Annotated in this window: 14 protein-coding genes; 10 read left to right on the forward strand and 4 right to left on the reverse strand. The window is 51.8% G+C overall.

Annotated features, from left to right (window positions below):
* Window positions 1-117: 117 nt before the first annotated feature.
* Window positions 118-1,293, reverse strand: coding sequence for an alpha-hydroxy acid oxidase (locus ACT3TC_RS00590; RefSeq protein ID WP_193053862.1), 1,176 nt, complete (start codon window positions 1,291-1,293; stop codon window positions 118-120).
* 114 nt (window positions 1,294-1,407) lie between these two features.
* On the opposite strand from ACT3TC_RS00590, the gene ACT3TC_RS00595 reads away from it, so the two are divergent.
* The 6 genes from ACT3TC_RS00595 (at window position 1,408) to ACT3TC_RS00620 (ending at window position 7,404) form a co-directional block, all read left to right on the forward strand.
* A complete protein-coding gene (locus tag ACT3TC_RS00595; RefSeq protein ID WP_172116231.1) occupies window positions 1,408-2,154 on the forward strand; it encodes a GntR family transcriptional regulator in 747 nt (248 codons plus the stop codon).
* Window positions 2,151-3,362: a D-mannonate dehydratase ManD gene (manD, locus tag ACT3TC_RS00600; protein ID WP_192526269.1), complete on the forward strand. Its 1,212-nt coding sequence runs from the start codon at window positions 2,151-2,153 to the stop codon at window positions 3,360-3,362. Before ACT3TC_RS00595 ends, manD begins: the two co-directional genes overlap by 4 nt.
* Window positions 3,363-3,392: 30 nt before the next feature.
* Complete coding sequence (locus tag ACT3TC_RS00605) at window positions 3,393-4,415, forward strand: Zn-dependent oxidoreductase (protein WP_444638748.1); 1,023 nt, start codon at window positions 3,393-3,395, stop codon at window positions 4,413-4,415.
* Between the two features lie 69 nt (window positions 4,416-4,484).
* Complete coding sequence (locus ACT3TC_RS00610; RefSeq protein WP_444638749.1) at window positions 4,485-5,453, forward strand: TRAP transporter substrate-binding protein; 969 nt, start codon at window positions 4,485-4,487, stop codon at window positions 5,451-5,453.
* 83 nt (window positions 5,454-5,536) lie between these two features.
* Window positions 5,537-6,118, forward strand: a complete 582-nt coding sequence (locus tag ACT3TC_RS00615) for a TRAP transporter small permease (RefSeq protein WP_444638750.1) — start codon at window positions 5,537-5,539, stop codon at window positions 6,116-6,118.
* A gap of 2 nt (window positions 6,119-6,120) precedes the next feature.
* The gene (locus ACT3TC_RS00620; RefSeq protein WP_444638751.1) at window positions 6,121-7,404 is read left to right on the forward strand and encodes a TRAP transporter large permease; all 1,284 of its coding nucleotides are present in this window, start codon (window positions 6,121-6,123) and stop codon (window positions 7,402-7,404) included.
* 67 nt (window positions 7,405-7,471) lie between these two features.
* Here the strand turns inward: ACT3TC_RS00620 and ACT3TC_RS00625 are convergent, their stop codons facing one another.
* Window positions 7,472-7,621: a hypothetical protein gene (locus ACT3TC_RS00625; protein WP_444638752.1), complete on the reverse strand. Its 150-nt coding sequence runs from the start codon at window positions 7,619-7,621 to the stop codon at window positions 7,472-7,474.
* Window positions 7,622-7,955: 334 nt separating this feature from the next.
* Between ACT3TC_RS00625 and ACT3TC_RS00630 the strand changes: the two genes are divergently transcribed.
* The 4 genes from ACT3TC_RS00630 (at window position 7,956) to ACT3TC_RS00645 (ending at window position 11,617) form a co-directional block, all read left to right on the forward strand.
* On the forward strand, window positions 7,956-8,696 hold the full coding sequence (locus ACT3TC_RS00630; protein WP_444638753.1) for a GntR family transcriptional regulator: 741 nt from the start codon (window positions 7,956-7,958) through the stop codon (window positions 8,694-8,696).
* Between the two features lie 93 nt (window positions 8,697-8,789).
* Window positions 8,790-9,746 (forward strand): C4-dicarboxylate TRAP transporter substrate-binding protein, encoded by a 957-nt coding sequence (locus ACT3TC_RS00635; protein WP_444638755.1) that lies wholly within the window; start codon window positions 8,790-8,792, stop codon window positions 9,744-9,746.
* A gap of 90 nt (window positions 9,747-9,836) precedes the next feature.
* On the forward strand, window positions 9,837-10,331 hold the full coding sequence (locus ACT3TC_RS00640) for a TRAP transporter small permease (protein WP_444631555.1): 495 nt from the start codon (window positions 9,837-9,839) through the stop codon (window positions 10,329-10,331).
* Entirely contained in the window at window positions 10,328-11,617 is a 1,290-nt protein-coding gene (locus ACT3TC_RS00645; protein WP_444638756.1) for a TRAP transporter large permease, read from the forward strand. The genes ACT3TC_RS00640 and ACT3TC_RS00645 overlap by 4 nt, the downstream gene beginning before the upstream one ends.
* 75 nt (window positions 11,618-11,692) lie before the next feature.
* On the opposite strand, the gene ACT3TC_RS00650 is transcribed toward ACT3TC_RS00645, so the two are convergent.
* Entirely contained in the window at window positions 11,693-12,451 is a 759-nt protein-coding gene (locus tag ACT3TC_RS00650; protein WP_444631553.1) for a GntR family transcriptional regulator, read from the reverse strand.
* Window positions 12,452-12,631: 180 nt separating this feature from the next.
* Window positions 12,632-15,031, reverse strand: coding sequence for a TIM-barrel domain-containing protein (locus ACT3TC_RS00655; protein ID WP_444638757.1), 2,400 nt, complete (start codon window positions 15,029-15,031; stop codon window positions 12,632-12,634).
* Window positions 15,032-15,048 lie beyond the last annotated feature (17 nt).

The following is a 15,048-nucleotide window of genomic DNA, read 5'->3' on the forward strand; positions in this document are numbered from 1 at the left end:
GGTTTTTATGTATGGATCGTTAATGTTGTTATGTCAGTAACCTGGTTTTTAAACGCAATTGCAAGCGCTGAGCATACGCAATTGCGTTCATAGGTAATCAGAGGTTTCATAAGTAATTCAACGAGGTCGTTTGACCAGGCATGCTGAGGTTAAATCCTCTATATTGGTGTGACCCAATAAGCCTAACGTTCTGTCTACTTCTCCTCTCAGCAGGTTTAAAGCATGCGCTGCACCCGCTTGGCCACCCGCCGCAAGCCCGTAAAGCGTCGCTCTTCCAAGCCAAACGGCGTCTGCGCCTAACGCCAATGCTTTTATAATATCGGTGCCGCGCCGAAACCCGCTATCCACAAACACATGGCAGCGTTCCCCTACGCAGGCTTTTACGTCGGCCAGGGTATCCATGGGCGAGAGCGAGTGATTGAGCTGTCTTCCACCGTGGTTGGAAAGTACGATACCGTCAACGCCAAGTTTTACGGCCTGCTCGGCTTCTTCCGGCGCCAGAATTCCTTTGAGAATTATCTTGCCTGGCCACGTCTCACGTAACCAGGCAATGTCTTCCCAGTTAAGCGACGGGTCCAACTGCGAGCCGATAATTTGCGATGCGCCTTGGGCGCCACGCTTTTCCGGTGGCAGAAGCTCATCCAGGTTTTTAAAGGTAGGTAGGCCGGGCAGCAACACATCCAGCATCCAGCGAGGCTTGGTCATCATGTGTGCCAGGTTGGCGAAGGTGGGTTTCATGGGCCGCCGGAAATTGCGCACGTCCCACTCACGGTTGCCGTAAATGGCGCTATCCGTAGTGATCACAATGGCTTCAAAACGGGCGTCCTGGCAGCGCTTGATAAGCGATTTTACGAAGGCTCGGTCACGATAGAAGTACAGCTGCATCCACGCCGTCAAGCCTTCAATGGCCTGGATATCTTCCATGGCGGTGGTAGAGACATTGCTCAGCACAAACGGGATATTCGCATCGCGGGCGGCACAGGCAAGTTTTCGGTCGCCATCACGCGTCAGCATACCGTTAAAGCCTGTTGGACCAATCGCTACTGGCATTTGGTAAGAGCGGTCAAACAGTGTGGTGCTTAAATCCCGCGTACCCACCTTTGTCATTGTTCTGGGTTCAAACAGGTATTGATCAAACACAGTGCGATTATGATGCAGCGTATGTTCGTCATCGCTTCCGCCATACACATATTCAAACACGAAGTTCGGCAGTCTTTTTTTGGCGATGCGTTCAAGGTCGTTGATGTTTATTGATTTCTTATAGTTTGAACCCGTGTAAAGCTGGCGTTTCATGTGCGTTACCTTCAACCAAAGTATAGGGCGTTTAGGCTTTTGTTTATCTCGCCATACTACCATACTAGTTGTATCAGATAAGGGCGTCATGCCCCTTTACCCAAGCGGCGGCAGATGAGTGATACAAACACTACGCTACAAGCGCTATGGCAGGAGACGTCGGAGACCGAGTCGGTGCGTCAGCGTCTTTACCAGGTACTACGCCAGTCGATTATTCAAATGGTGTTGGAACCTGGCCGAGCGCTGTCTGAAAAAGAGGTGGCGGACGCTTTTTCGGTCAGCCGTCAGCCGGTGCGCGAGGCCTTTATCCGTCTTTCTGAAACAGGGCTCGTCGAAGTCCGGCCACAGCGTGGTACTTATGTGGTCAGAATATCTCAGCGAGCAGTGCTTGAAGCGCGCTTTGTACGTGAGGCGGTTGAGGTGGCGGTAGTGCGTCAGGCAACGGTCAAAGGGCTTCCCGACGAAGTGCTCACCGAGTTACACGACTTGCTGGAGCGCCAGCGCCGCTGTATTGAGCCGCACGACACCATTCGTTTCTACCGGCTGGATGAGCGTTTTCACAAAACGCTGTCGCTGGGCGTTGGCCAACAGGCCGCCTGGAAGGTTATCGAAGAGGTGAGGGCGCAGCTGGATCGTGTGCGCTACTTAAGCGTTCCTGACACCACACCGATTGCCCGTTTGATTGAACAGCACGCCGATATTATGGCGGCGATTGAAGCCCGCGACGTAGCACTTGCCGAGCAATCCATGCGGCGCCATTTGCGTGAAATTTTTGTTTCACTTCCCGATCTAGTACAGCGGTTTCCCGAGATGTTCGATACTCAGGAAACGGTATCCCTCATTGAGGAGGCAACCCCATGAAAATCGAACACGCCTATACCATTGTCACCTCGCCGGGGCGCAACTTCGTTACCTTGAAAATCGTTACCGACCAGGGGACCTACGGTATCGGAGATGCCACGCTAAACGGTCGGGAAATGGCCGTGGTCGCCTATTTGGATGAGCATGTAATCCCGGCCTTGATTGGCCGTGACCCTCAGCGCATCGAAGACATTTGGCACTACTTGTATCGTGGCGCTTACTGGCGCCGTGGCCCGGTTACCATGAGCGCGATTGCCGCTGTCGACATGGCCCTTTGGGATATCAAAGCGAAACTCGCGGGTATGCCGCTTTACCAACTGCTGGGCGGCAAGAGCCGCGACCGCGTGATGGTGTATGGCCATGCCACCGGGCGCGATATCGATTCGTGCCTTGAAGAAGTCGCCCGCCATGTAGACGAAGGCTATAAAGCCGTGCGCGTGCAGGCTGGTGTGCCAGGCATCGCAAGTATTTATGGCGTTGCCAAAAAAGACGGCGAACCCTACGAGCCTGCAGATGCCGATTTACCCGCCGAGCACGTATGGAGTACCAGCAAGTACTTGAACCATGTGCCCAAACTGTTTGCTGCCGTACGCGAGCGCTTTGGTGATGATCTGCATATTCTGCACGATGTTCACCACCGCCTAACGCCCATTGAAGCAGCCCGCTTGGGCAAGGAAGTTGAGCCTTATCATCTTTTCTGGCTTGAGGACTGCGTACCGGCTGAAAACCAGGAAGCGTTTGGTCTTATACGTCAGCACACCACCACACCGCTAGCGGTAGGTGAGGTATTCAATAGTATTCATGACGCCAAAGCGCTGATCGAAAACCAGTGGATCGACTATATTCGTGCCACGCTGACTCACGCTGGTGGCATCACTCATGTGCGCCGTATTGCTGATTTAGCGGGTCTTTACCACGTGCGTACCGGTTTCCACGGGCCGACCGATCTTTCTCCGGTGTGCCTGGGGTCAGCTATTCACTTTGATACCTGGGTGCCTAACTTTGGTATTCAGGAGTACATGCCGCATACCAGCGCGACTGACGAGGTGTTTCCTCACGATTACCGTTTTGAGGATGGCCACTTTATCGTGGGCGAAACGCCTGGGCATGGCGTGGATATCGACGAAGAGCTTGCCAAGCAATACCCCTATAAGCGTGCCAGCCTGCCGGTTAATCGGTTGGAAGACGGCACTCTTTGGCATTGGTGACCTAACGAACGGGTAAGGAGTTTTGCATCCATGAAAGCATTTCAGGTCAAGGCGCCCCATGACTACCAGGTCGCCGATGTTGAAGTACCCACCGCCGCTGCAGGCGAAGTACGGGTACGCGTAGCGTTTGCCGGTATCTGCGGTTCGGACATGCATATTATCCACGGCGATAACGCCTTTGTGCGCTTTCCACGCATCACGGGCCACGAATTTGCGGGCGTTATTGACGCGGTTGGCGAAGGCGTAGCTGATGTTTCGGTGGGTGATCGCGTTTGCGTTGACCCGGTTATTAGTTGCGGCACCTGCTACCCCTGCCGTATTGGCCGCCCCAACGTGTGCGGCGCCCTTGAAGTCATTGGTGTACACCGTAACGGCGGTTTTGAAGAGTTCGTGGCGGTGCCCGCAGCGAATGTTCACAAGCTGCCGGAGCATATCAGCCTGGACGCCGCTGCCCTGGTAGAGCCCTACACCATTGCTGCCAACGTGCTGGACCGCATGCAGCCGCATCCCGGTGATCGGTTGCTGATTTTGGGCGCAGGCGTGATCGGCATGACGATCCTGCAGATGGCTCGGGCCTTGGGCATTGAAGAGATCATCGTTACCGACGTTATCAATGAGCGCCTGGAGGCCGCTAAAGCGTTGGGCGCCACGCACGTTCTCAACAGCCGTGATCAGGATGTCGAAAAAGAGGTGCTGGCCCTAACCCAGGGTGAAGGCGTACCGCTGATTGCCGACGCTGCATGTGTGCCGGCGTTGCTTCCTCAGATGCTGCGGCTGGCATCGCCCGCGGGCCGTATTGGCCTGCTCGGGTTCAGCGTTCAGCCAAGCGATCTGGTGCAGCTTGAAGTGATCAAAAAAGAGCTGACGCTGGTCGGTTCACGGCTTAATAATCGTAAGTTTCCGGAGGTGATAGCGTTAATGGCAAGTGGCAAGCTGGACCCGTTGGCGCTGGTTAGCCATCGGTTACCGCTAAGCGATATGCCGGGTGCTATCGATATGCTTGATCACCGTCCTGAAGAAGCTCGCAAGGTGCTGATTCAAATCAACCCCTAAAGGGCACGCCAACTCATCTTAACCATACGCACTAACAACCAATAATGCAGAAGTGCAGGAGCGATAAAAATGATCAAGAAGTTATTAACCAGTGCGGTACTTGGAACGGTTCTTCTCAGCGCGCAATCCGCGCTGGCTGCTGACTACACGCTGCGCTTTGGCCACCTGGCCAACGAGCAGAACATCTGGCACCAGGCGGCCGAGAAGTTCAAGGAAGAAGTAGAAGCCAACTCTGACGGCCGTATTGAAGTTCGCCTTTACCCCAGCGAGCAGTTGGGTAATGAAATGGATGTGATCAACAGCATTCAGCTGGGCACAGCGGACATGACGATTACCGGCGAGAGCCTGCAAAACTGGGCGCCCAAGGCGGCCATGATGGCCGTGCCTTATGCCTTCCGCGACTCCGAGCATCTGCACGCAGCCGTTAATGGTGAGATCGGCACCGAGATTGAAGAACAGATCACCGAGCGTACCAACTTGGTGCCCTTGGCCTGGTTTGAGCGTGGCCCTCGCGAGCTGACGTCCAACCGCCCGATCCGCACGCCAGAAGACTTAAACGACCTACGCCTACGCGTACCTAACGTGCCGCTTTTCGTGGATACCTGGCAGGCGATGGGCGCACGCCCAACGCCCATGGCGTTCAGTGAAGTGTTCACCGCACTTCAGCAGAATACGCTGGAAGGTCAGGAAAACCCGCTTAGCCTGATCGAAAGCGCCAGCTTCAACGAGGTGCAGGACTACGTCAACATGACCGGTCATGTGCGCAGCTGGATCTACGTTGTGATTGGCCGTAACCAGTTGGAAAACATGCCTGAAGATCTTCAGCAGGTGGTACGTGATGCTGCAGCGACCATGCAAGCGTATGAGTCAGAGCTGTTTATCGAAGACCAAACGCGTCTGGAACAGGCACTGCAAGAGCGTGGCATGGAGTTCGTTGAGGTGGATGTTGATGCCTTCGCTGAAGCGGCCCGTCCAGCGGTACTTGAAGCATTGACCCCTGAACAGCGTGAGATTTTCGACGCCATTCAAGGCCTGTAAGTCGGTAAGTAATGAGGATGGGCTGGCCGTGCGCCAGCCCATCGTCTATCTGCAAGAGTGGTTTATCCCATGAGGATACGTTTATGAGCTCGGATCAAAAAGCGCTTGAGCAAGAAGCGTTGGAGAGTTTGGATTCGATGTCGGTAGTACCCAGGCTGCAAGGTCCTATTGGACGCATGATTGACTGGGTGGATACCTGTTTTCTAACCCTGGCTGTGCTTGCACTGGTCGCTATTGCGGGCACGGTGTTGTTGCAGGTGAGTTCTCGGCTATTTCTGCCGTTCTCCATTGCCTGGACAGAAGAGCTCTCGCGCTATCTGTTTATCTACATGGTGGCGCTCTCGGTCGGCGTGGTGATGCGCCAGCACCGCAATATCAGTGTCGAGCTGTTCCATCATATGCTTGGCCCACGCGTGAAAGCCGCGTTTCAGGCGCTGATCTGCTTGATGATTGGGGTATTTGCGTTTCTGGTGCTGCCCTATGCTTGGCAGTATGCCCAGAACGGTACCTGGCAGACCTCGCCAACGCTGCGGATTCCCATGCTGTATATCTTTTTCTCAACGGTAGTCACCTTTGCGCTACTCCTGGCTTATAGCGTGCTGGGGTGTCTTGAGGGAATTATCGCAATGTGTCGTCCCTCTGCCACCCGTGAACAGGAGTCGTAAGCATGGAAGTTATTATTCTGTTTAGTATTTTTCTAATACTTCTCGTGGTGGGTATGCCCATCGCGTTTGCGCTTGGTATCGCTTCTGTATCGTATCTATTGCTGGAGGGCATTTCGCTCACTATCGTACCCCAGCGTATGTACGCGGGTATCGACACCTTCGTTCTGCTGTGTATTCCAGGGTTTGTACTGGCCGGTAATCTGATGAACGTGGGCAATATCACCGAACATATCGTGCGCTTCTCCAACGCGCTGCTTGGCCATATTCGCGGCGGGCTAGGCCTTGCCAACGTAGGCGGCTCGATGATTTTTGGCGGTATCTCCGGTACCGCTGTGGCGGACTCCGCGAGCATCGGCTCGGTGATGATTCCGGGCATGGCGCGCTCGGGCTACGACAAGCCCTTTGCCGCCGCGGTGACGGCCGCCTCGTCAACCATAGGGCCGATTATTCCACCCAGCGTGCCGATGATTATTGCGGGTTCGCTAAGCGGTATTTCGGTCGGCCGGATGTTTTTGGCTGGTGCGGTGCCCGGCCTTTTAATGGGTCTGGCCATGATGGTGACGGTGTACATTCTGGCCGTTCGTCGAGGCTACCCCAAAGAGAAGCGCGTGCCGGTCCTGCAGCTTCTGCGCGAAGCCAAGACGGCGTTCTGGGCGCTGTTGATGACCGTAATTATACTGTACGGCATCATCGGCGGCTTCTTTACGCCCACCGAAGCCTCGATTGTGGCCAGTCTTTACGCCTTGGTGGTAGGCATGTACGTCTACAAGGGGCTTACCTGGCGCAAACTGCCGGGCATTCTGGTCGATACCGTTTTGACCTCGTCAGCGCTTTTGTTGATGGTGGGCCTGGCCAACCTGTTCGGCTGGATTCTGACCAGCGAGCAGATTCCTCAGATGATCGCCACGCTGATTCTTTCCATCAGTGAAAACCCGCTGATTGTGCTGCTGATTCTCAACCTGATCCTGCTGTTTGTCGGCGCCTTTATGGAAACCATCGCCGCGCTGATCATTCTATTCCCGGCGCTGGTGGGGGTGGCGACGGGCGTTGGCGTGGACCCAGTGCACTTTGCCGTGATTGCCGTGCTCAACCTGATGATTGGCCTGACCACGCCGCCGGTTGGGGTGTGTCTGTTTGTCGTCGCCGGTATCGGCAAGCTGCCCATGCTTTCGGTGGCGCGAGCAATTGTCCCTTTCCTGCTATGCAACCTGGCAGTACTGATGCTGGTGACCTACGTGCCGGCTATTTCACTCTGGCTGCCTAATCTGCTGATGGGGAGTAACTAGCTTTAACTGTTTAATGTGTTAAAGCGACAACCCGTCTCATATTGTGTACGAGCCTGCCGGGTGCTTTTCAGCACCCGGCAGGCTTTTTTATTTTGAACACCATCATTGCATCGGCGCCACGCTGCTGCGGCGTGGCAAGCAAATCCTTTGATCGATAGCGCATGCTTAATGAGAGAAGGGGCTGATTTTCTGATGAGCTGTGATTTTTATTGCTCATAGCGCGCTGAGCTCTTTAAGCAGGCCATTAAACGCTTTGAAAATTACAAAAAAAGCACGCTCTCTTCATGGCTTCAGTAAATAACATGATTCCCACATACCACTATAGTCTCGAAATTAGTGTAGATTCGGCGATTTTTAAATATCGAATTAAAGTTTAATAAAGATAAAATCCATTATTATTCAGTTGCTTGCAGTGTAAGTTCAATAGGTGGTTTAAGGTCGATTTGGAAGGCGCTACCAAAGTATAGAATGCAGGGCTTACGTTTTTTGCCATTCTACCATACTAGTTATATCAGTTGATGGCTTAACGACTCACCTCAGGCGTATTTTAAATGAGCGATATGAGTACCACGCTACAAGCGCTATGGCAGGATATACCGGAGACGGAATCGATTCGTTATCGTCTTTATCATGTCCTTCGCCAGTCCATTATCAAAATGGTATTGGCACCGGGCAAAGCGCTGTCTGAAAAAGAAGTAGCGAGTACTTTTTCAATCAGCCGTCAACCGGTGCGCGAAACGTTTATTCGGCTTTCGGAAGCGGGACTTGTCGAGGTCAGACCGCAGCGAGGCACCTATGTAGTCAGGATCTCCCGACGCGCAGTGCTGGAAGCGCGCTTTATACGTGAAGCAGTAGAAGTGGCAATTGTTCTAGAAGCTGCAAAAGCAAAACTACCCGCCGCTGACATAATGGAATTGAATGAACTTGTCTTGCGCCAAAAAAGTTGTATCGAAAGACAAGATCATGATCGCTTCTTTATTTTGGACGAAATGTTTCATCGAAGACTTGCGTTTTCTACCGGACAAGCCATGGCGTGGAACGTTATCGAAAATGCTAAAGCGCAGTTAGATAGAGTGCGCTACCTAAGCATTCCTGATTCCACTCCTATCGCAAAACTCGCTGATCAACATCAATCAATCGTAAACGCCATTGCTGAAGCAGACGCGCCTGGTGCAGCAAAAGCGATGAGCCTTCACCAACGTGAAATACTCCAATCTTTACCAGAACTTGAACACCGGTTTCACGACATGTTTGAAGAAACAGCTACTCCCATAACGCGCCATGTTGGTTAAAACATACGTTATGGAGTCAAGCGGGGCGTAGAGCTAATGTCTACAACTCAGTAATACAACATCAATAACAAACGATAGATTAAGGAGATGAAAATGAAGCTTAAAACATTATTTCCCATAGCGTTGGTACTCGCCAGTAGCTCTGCATATGCCAACTACCAGCTAAACTTATCAATTGCGCTAAGCCCGCAAGACCCTATTGCGCAAGCATTGGATGCGGCAAAAGAGAAAATAGAAGAGCGCTCTAATGGTGAGTTGGCTATCCAGATTTTTCCTAATAGTCAGCTAGGGTCAGACGAAGATGTTGTTGAGCAGATTCGCAGCGGCGCCAATATCGCTATTTTGATTGATGCAGGCCGCTTGTCCGAATATCAGCCTGAGCTGGGTATTTTGAGTGCTCCTTATCTCGTCGAAGATCATAGAGATTATGACCAAATCACCTCCTCAGCGCTTTATAGCGATTGGGTAGAAAGTCTGGCGGATCAAAGTGGTCTTCGCCTGCTTAACTACAACTGGTTTCAAGGATCTCGCCAAATGTTGACCCAGAGCGAGGTCAACGCGCCAGAAGATTTGAGCGGTGTACGCGTACGCACAATCAACTCTCCCGTATGGGTCGAAACGATCGAAGCGATGGGAGCAACGGCAACGCCGCTGCCTTGGTCAGAAGTTTATTCAGCCCTACAGTTAGGCTCTATTGATGGGGCAGAGGCGCAGCTAACTGCGGCAGAGGGGCAAAATTTGCATGAGGTAATAACCCATGTAGCGCTTACAAACCACATTCATTTAATGACCGGCATCGCAACCTCTGAGCAGTGGTTTCAATCCCTACCGGAAGAGTTACGCACTATCCTCGATGAAGAGCTTTTAAGCGCAGGGAATGAGGCAAGTATCGCCATAGCCGAAGCTCAGGCCGCCGTGCAAGAGCGTATGGAGTCTGAGGGCGTTACTTTTACAGAGGTCGACGCGGAGCTGTTTCGTGAAAGAGTGGGCGGTGTTTACGAAGAGCTGGGCTACGACCAGTATCGCGATCAACTATTCAGTCAAGAGTAGCGTTAAAGCCCTTGCCGCTAAGGTAAGGGCGCTTTTTCGCTTTACCGCTGAATTCAGTTTTCCGTATGCCCTTAGTAGGAAGGATTCAATATGTGGCGCTGGTACGACAAGGGCGAAGAGTGGCTGGCTATATCGCTTCTAGGGGGCACCTCTCTTACGATGTTAGTTAGCTCAACCGCTAGAGCTGTAGGCCAGCCTTTCGCTGGTGGCGCTGAACTTGCGCAGTTTTTGTTCATTTGGACTGCTGTATTGGGCGCGGATATTACGCTGCGCCATGGGGGGCAGGTGAGAATAGATGCGTTGGTTATTCGTCTACCCGCTAAATTGCAGTTAATTATTACCAGTTTGTGCCTGGGGATGATGCTGCTATTTCTCGTGCTGCTTGCCTGGTATGGCTTTATTTTAGCTACTTCAAACTGGCAAAGACCTATGGGCGTTGCCGGGTTGAGTTATGGCTATATCACATTGGCGCTGCCGGTTGGTGCTGTTTTAATGATAATAACGCTACTGCGTCGTATAACATCGATAGGGATTATCGCAAGCCTGGTTGCAGACGACGATAACGCGGTGGAGGAAACACTATGACGGCCGCTTTATTGTTGGGGTTTGGGTTGTTGCTTATGGCGATAGGCATGCCGGTGGCTTTTGCGATCGGCATTGCTGGATTTTCATATTTCTTACTGCCGGACACATTCCTGCCAACCAGTATCGCTGTACAGCGTGTTGTTTCGTCCACTCAGTCGTTTCCGCTATTAGCCGTGCCGCTGTTTATTTTTATCGGGCACTTGATGAATGCCAGCGGTATAACGCCTCGGCTGGTTCACCTTTCGACGCTTCTGGCGGGGTGGATGAGTGGCGGTTTGGCCCAGGCGAGCATCGTATTGAGCACCTTGATGGGCGGGGTGTCTGGATCCGCGGTAGCCGATGCCGCTATGCAGTCGCGCGTCTTGGGTAAAAGTATGATTAAGGGGGGCTACTCTGCTGGCTTTTCAGGTGCCGTGCTTTCGATAGGCGGTCTCATTACCGCGACGATCCCGCCTAGTATTGGTCTTATCTTGTATGGATATCTAGGAGAGGTCTCCATCGGGCGCCTATTTATCGCTGGACTGGTTCCTGGCTTTTTATTGATGGTCGCGTTTATGGTCACCACTTATATCATGGCCAAACATCGTGGCTACCAGCCTGTAAGGTCTCATTTACCGAAGGGCAAGGAGATTCTAAAAGCGCTGCGAGAAAGTATTTGGGCCATACTGTTTCCGGTCTGGCTATTGGTGGGTATCCGCTATGGGTTATTTACGCCTTCCGAGGCGGGCGCTTTTGCGGTTGCTTATGCGCTCTTCATCGGCTGCGTCATTCATCGAGAAATGGGTGTTAAAGAGTTGCTCAATGCCATGCGTGCCAGCGTAAGAGATATCGGGATGGTCATGCTGATTATCATGTTTGCCGGCATTATCGGTTATGTGGTGTCTTTCGAGCGTGTACCTCAAACAATAGCGGAACTTACCTTGGGCGTTTTTACTAACCAAACTGCTTTGTTGTTTGTACTTGCATTCTTGCTGATTTGTATGGGGATGCTGCTTGAAGCAACCGTTGTCGTGATGCTGCTAACGCCTATTCTTGTGCCTGTTATTAAAGCTGCTGGTGTGGACCCCGTTCATTTCGGGCTTTTGATGATGACGCTGGTGACATTTGGGGGGATGACACCGCCTGTAGGCATCTCGATGTATACGGTTTGCGGTATTTTACGCTGCTCTTTTTATGACTACAGCAGAGAGCTACTGCCTTATGTATTAGCTGTTTTTGTAGTCGTCTCCTGCATTATATTCTTCCCCAATATTGTTTTATTTTTGCCGAACCTATTGCTCGGCTGAAGCGACTTTTAAGAGCTAGCGTTGTAAACGTGCCAAGACACGATGGGTTGCTGAGCGCCGGGTAATAACTCGGCGCTACTCTTTTAACACCACTTTGTCGGCAAAGAGGTAGTAGTCGAGTTCGTCTTCTTCCTCTAATGTACTGGCTTTAAAAAGCATCTCTTTCGTATTTTCGAGATGTTGCCACATGGCTTGGTGAGCGGCGCTGGCATCGCGTCGAATTAGCGCTTTTAAAATAACATCATGATCGTCGCACCAACTATCCAGCGATTGGCGGTTATCAATTCGATCATGGAGTTTTTGCCACAATAAATTTTTATCGCGTTGATACCAAAGCTTTTCGACCAGATAGACTAAAACAGCGTTCTGGCTCGACTTGGCTATTTGTAAATGAAAGCGTTTGTCCCATTCTGAATCCTGGTAGCGGTCTTCATCGCGCGCCTGTTTGCTGATCTCCATCAGTTCCAGTATATCGTTTTTGGTAATTAGAGTGGCCGCAAGCGCTGCAATCTGACTTTCGATAATCTGGCGTGCCTGGAGCATTTCGAAAGGGCCGGCGCTGAGCGCGTTATCCTCGTCTTCGGTCTTACTGGGTATAGGCTCCTTGGGAGGCGGCAGCACATAAATGCCTGACCCCTTGCGTACCTCCACTAGCCCTTGGAGTTCCAGCATGATCAGCGCTTCACGAACCACTGTGCGGCTAACGCCCAGCTCTTCAGCGATATCACGCTCGGCGGGAAGCCGGTTGCCCTCGCTGTAAAGGCCAGACAAGATGCGCTCTTTCAGTTGTAACCCGGTTTTTTGATAGAGACGTTGGGGGGTAGGCAGTTGCATTTTTGTGTTCCAAGGCTAAATAAAGTGCTGAACCAGAAGGCCATTCAAACGGTAATAAGCGTTTGTACCCACAGGTTTTCCTTAAACGCGGCGAGTGAAGCGAGGGGGCTTTCCTCGCTTCACTTTTCAAGAGCACTTACTCTCTTAGAGCCTGCTTCTTATCCCAGCGTTTAACTCCTGCTATAGGGAGGCAGTGACTTCGTTGCTTTTCGGCTTCTCTTCACCGTTTATGTACAGCGTGCGGGTGTCGCCGGTAGCCAGTATGAAGATCGCTGATTCGTAGGGGAGGCGATAGCCATTAGAAATGACGTCTGTCGTTACATGGATGGCATCCTCGCTAGTATGCATGTGAAGCTCTACCAAGGCATGAGCGGTGCGCCAATGGCTCGTTTCGCCGTCATCCTCATAATGGGTGTACCGAGATATGCCATTTGCTCCCCGTGGCGGGAACAGTAAAAAGCCGCGCTGGTCCTCATCTTTATTGGCAAATGTGCGTGAAGCCTCGTTGGTGGGGATAATGGCGCCCGCTTTAACGAGAAGAGGTGTTTGATGATGAGGTGCGTCGAGCGTGGCTTGTGCGCCGCCTGCGATGAACCTGCCCGTATAAAAATCGAACCAGCCGCCTGGGTGTTCAGGCGCGTAGACATCGCGAGTCGAGACGCCGGGCTCAACAACGCTTGCAACGAGCAACGATTCGCCCACTAAAAAGTCGTCGTTCTCAAGCCAGGTGCGCGTGTCCTCTTCAAAATCGAAGAAGGTGGGTTTGAGGATTGGTTCGTGATGTACATGGGCCTTGTAAAACGCGCTATACCAATAGGGCGTTAGTCGTGAGCGTAGCTTTATCAGCTCACGAATAGGGGCGACGGCCTCGTCATACATCCACGGCTCGTTGACCGTTGCGTCTTCGTTCCAGGAGTGAATGGTAAAACGAGGGTGGAAGATGCCATTTTGCACCCAGCGGATAAAAAGCTCTGAATCCGGTTTAGGGCCAGCAAAGCCTCCTACATCGTGGCCGAAGTTATAAACGCCCGAAAGGCTCAAGCCAATACCTGTCTTGTTATTAAACTTGATGGTTTTCCATTCGGTGCGATTGTCACCGGTCCAGGTTTGCACGTAACGATGCATGCCTGGTGCGCCCGAGCGCGAAATGAGGAAAGGACGTTTTTCAGAAGCGTAGGTTGTTTGTGCTTCGAAAGAGGCCTTCATCATTAATAGTGGGAAGAGCGCACGAATGCGTGTAAAGGGAAGGCGAGCGCCAAAGCCGTCTGCTTGAGTGCCTTTACTCCAAATCTCATACTCGTTGTTGTCGTTCCAAGTCGTCTCGATACCATACTCAAGCAACTGCCGGGTTACTTCCTCTTTCCACCAGTTATAGGCGCCCTCATTGGTGAAGTCGACATGTGCGCCCCCACCATCCCAGAACTGCGCAAGCTCTGTATTACCGCTTTCATCTTTTAGAAAATAGCCAAGCGACTCCAGTTTTGCGTACTGCGGATGGTCCGTGAGAAGCGCCGGTTTTATATTGGCGGCAAGGCGGATACCTTTGCGCTTGAAGTCTGCCGAGAGCTTTTTAGCATCGGGAAATTTCTGCGTATTCCAGTTGAAGACGTAGCGTTTGCCATCAATGGAGGTATAACCCGACGAGAGCTGAAATGAATCGCAGAGAATGTCGTGCTTTTCACACTGCTCAATAAACTCCCACACCTGCTCTTGTGCATTGGGAGCATCGGTGTAGCTCATGGTTGAGCCTGAGTAACCGATGCTCCATTTGGGTGGCAGGGCCGTATTACCTGTCATCCAGGTATAGCTGGTCACTACATCGCGCATATGAGGGCCGGCGATCATGTAGTAATCCAGGTCACCGGATTCGGCTTCAAAGTAACGATAAAGGCCATGATAGTTATCAAGCTCACGGCCCATATCAAAGTAGCCAGGCGCTAAGTTGTCATAGAAAAGACCGTAGGAGAACGCTTGTTCCGGCTTGCGGGTAATATAAAAAGGAATGTGTTTATACAGCGGATCCGAATGTTCGGCATCATAACCCATCGCATCAATCGTAATATTACGATAGCGGCGGTGATGATGGTTTAGGTGCCCGGTTCGCTCACCCAAACCGTAATACTGCTCCTGAATATCTCTTTTCAGGTAGTGCTTGAGTTCCTGGCCTAATTCGCCATTGAAGTTATACGCTTGGGTCTGTCTATCCTGAGCGAACAGTTGCCACTGGCCGTGAGTGGTGTGATACCAGTCAATTCGAAAACCTTCCTTTTGAATGACGGCTTTTAGCTGGCGAGTTTGGATTGCAAAGCTCTGTTCATCCTCAGATAGCGTGTAGTCCGGCAAACTAAAGTGCTCGGTACTGAACCTGTCTCGGCCACGATGAGGAAGATCGTCTTGGCCTGGCGCAATACTCCAGGTCTTACCAACCTCAAGTCCTGTTTGTTTTTCAAAAAGTACGCGAAATATGCCCTCCTCAAGGATAAAGAAGTGGGCCTTCACGTCTTCATCCCTTGATGCAAAGATGAGGTGGTTTTGCTGAGTCTTGGCTAAGTGAAAGCAATAGCGCTCTTGAATATTCATCGAGGTCAATCCTTCAA

The sequence above is a fragment of the Halomonas sp. AOP27-A1-41 genome, from assembly GCF_052378605.1.
GTDB lineage: Bacteria > Pseudomonadota > Gammaproteobacteria > Pseudomonadales > Halomonadaceae > Vreelandella > Vreelandella citrativorans.

Bases quoted from the DNA above. Each gene is read 5' to 3' on its own strand.
- ACT3TC_RS00590 (WP_193053862.1), bottom strand. From the start codon at position 1,293: ATGAAACGCCAGCTTTACACGGGTTCAAACTATAAGAAATCAATAAAC.
- ACT3TC_RS00595 (WP_172116231.1), top strand. From the start codon at position 1,408: ATGAGTGATACAAACACTACGCTACAAGCGCTATGGCAGGAGACGTCG.
- manD (WP_192526269.1), top strand. From the start codon at position 2,151: ATGAAAATCGAACACGCCTATACCATTGTCACCTCGCCGGGGCGCAAC.
- ACT3TC_RS00605 (WP_444638748.1), top strand. From the start codon at position 3,393: ATGAAAGCATTTCAGGTCAAGGCGCCCCATGACTACCAGGTCGCCGAT.
- ACT3TC_RS00610 (WP_444638749.1), top strand. From the start codon at position 4,485: ATGATCAAGAAGTTATTAACCAGTGCGGTACTTGGAACGGTTCTTCTC.
- ACT3TC_RS00615 (WP_444638750.1), top strand. From the start codon at position 5,537: ATGAGCTCGGATCAAAAAGCGCTTGAGCAAGAAGCGTTGGAGAGTTTG.
- ACT3TC_RS00620 (WP_444638751.1), top strand. From the start codon at position 6,121: ATGGAAGTTATTATTCTGTTTAGTATTTTTCTAATACTTCTCGTGGTG.
- ACT3TC_RS00625 (WP_444638752.1), bottom strand. From the start codon at position 7,621: ATGAGCAATAAAAATCACAGCTCATCAGAAAATCAGCCCCTTCTCTCA.
- ACT3TC_RS00630 (WP_444638753.1), top strand. From the start codon at position 7,956: ATGAGCGATATGAGTACCACGCTACAAGCGCTATGGCAGGATATACCG.
- ACT3TC_RS00635 (WP_444638755.1), top strand. From the start codon at position 8,790: ATGAAGCTTAAAACATTATTTCCCATAGCGTTGGTACTCGCCAGTAGC.
- ACT3TC_RS00640 (WP_444631555.1), top strand. From the start codon at position 9,837: ATGTGGCGCTGGTACGACAAGGGCGAAGAGTGGCTGGCTATATCGCTT.
- ACT3TC_RS00645 (WP_444638756.1), top strand. From the start codon at position 10,328: ATGACGGCCGCTTTATTGTTGGGGTTTGGGTTGTTGCTTATGGCGATA.
- ACT3TC_RS00650 (WP_444631553.1), bottom strand. From the start codon at position 12,451: ATGCAACTGCCTACCCCCCAACGTCTCTATCAAAAAACCGGGTTACAA.
- ACT3TC_RS00655 (WP_444638757.1), bottom strand. From the start codon at position 15,031: ATGAATATTCAAGAGCGCTATTGCTTTCACTTAGCCAAGACTCAGCAA.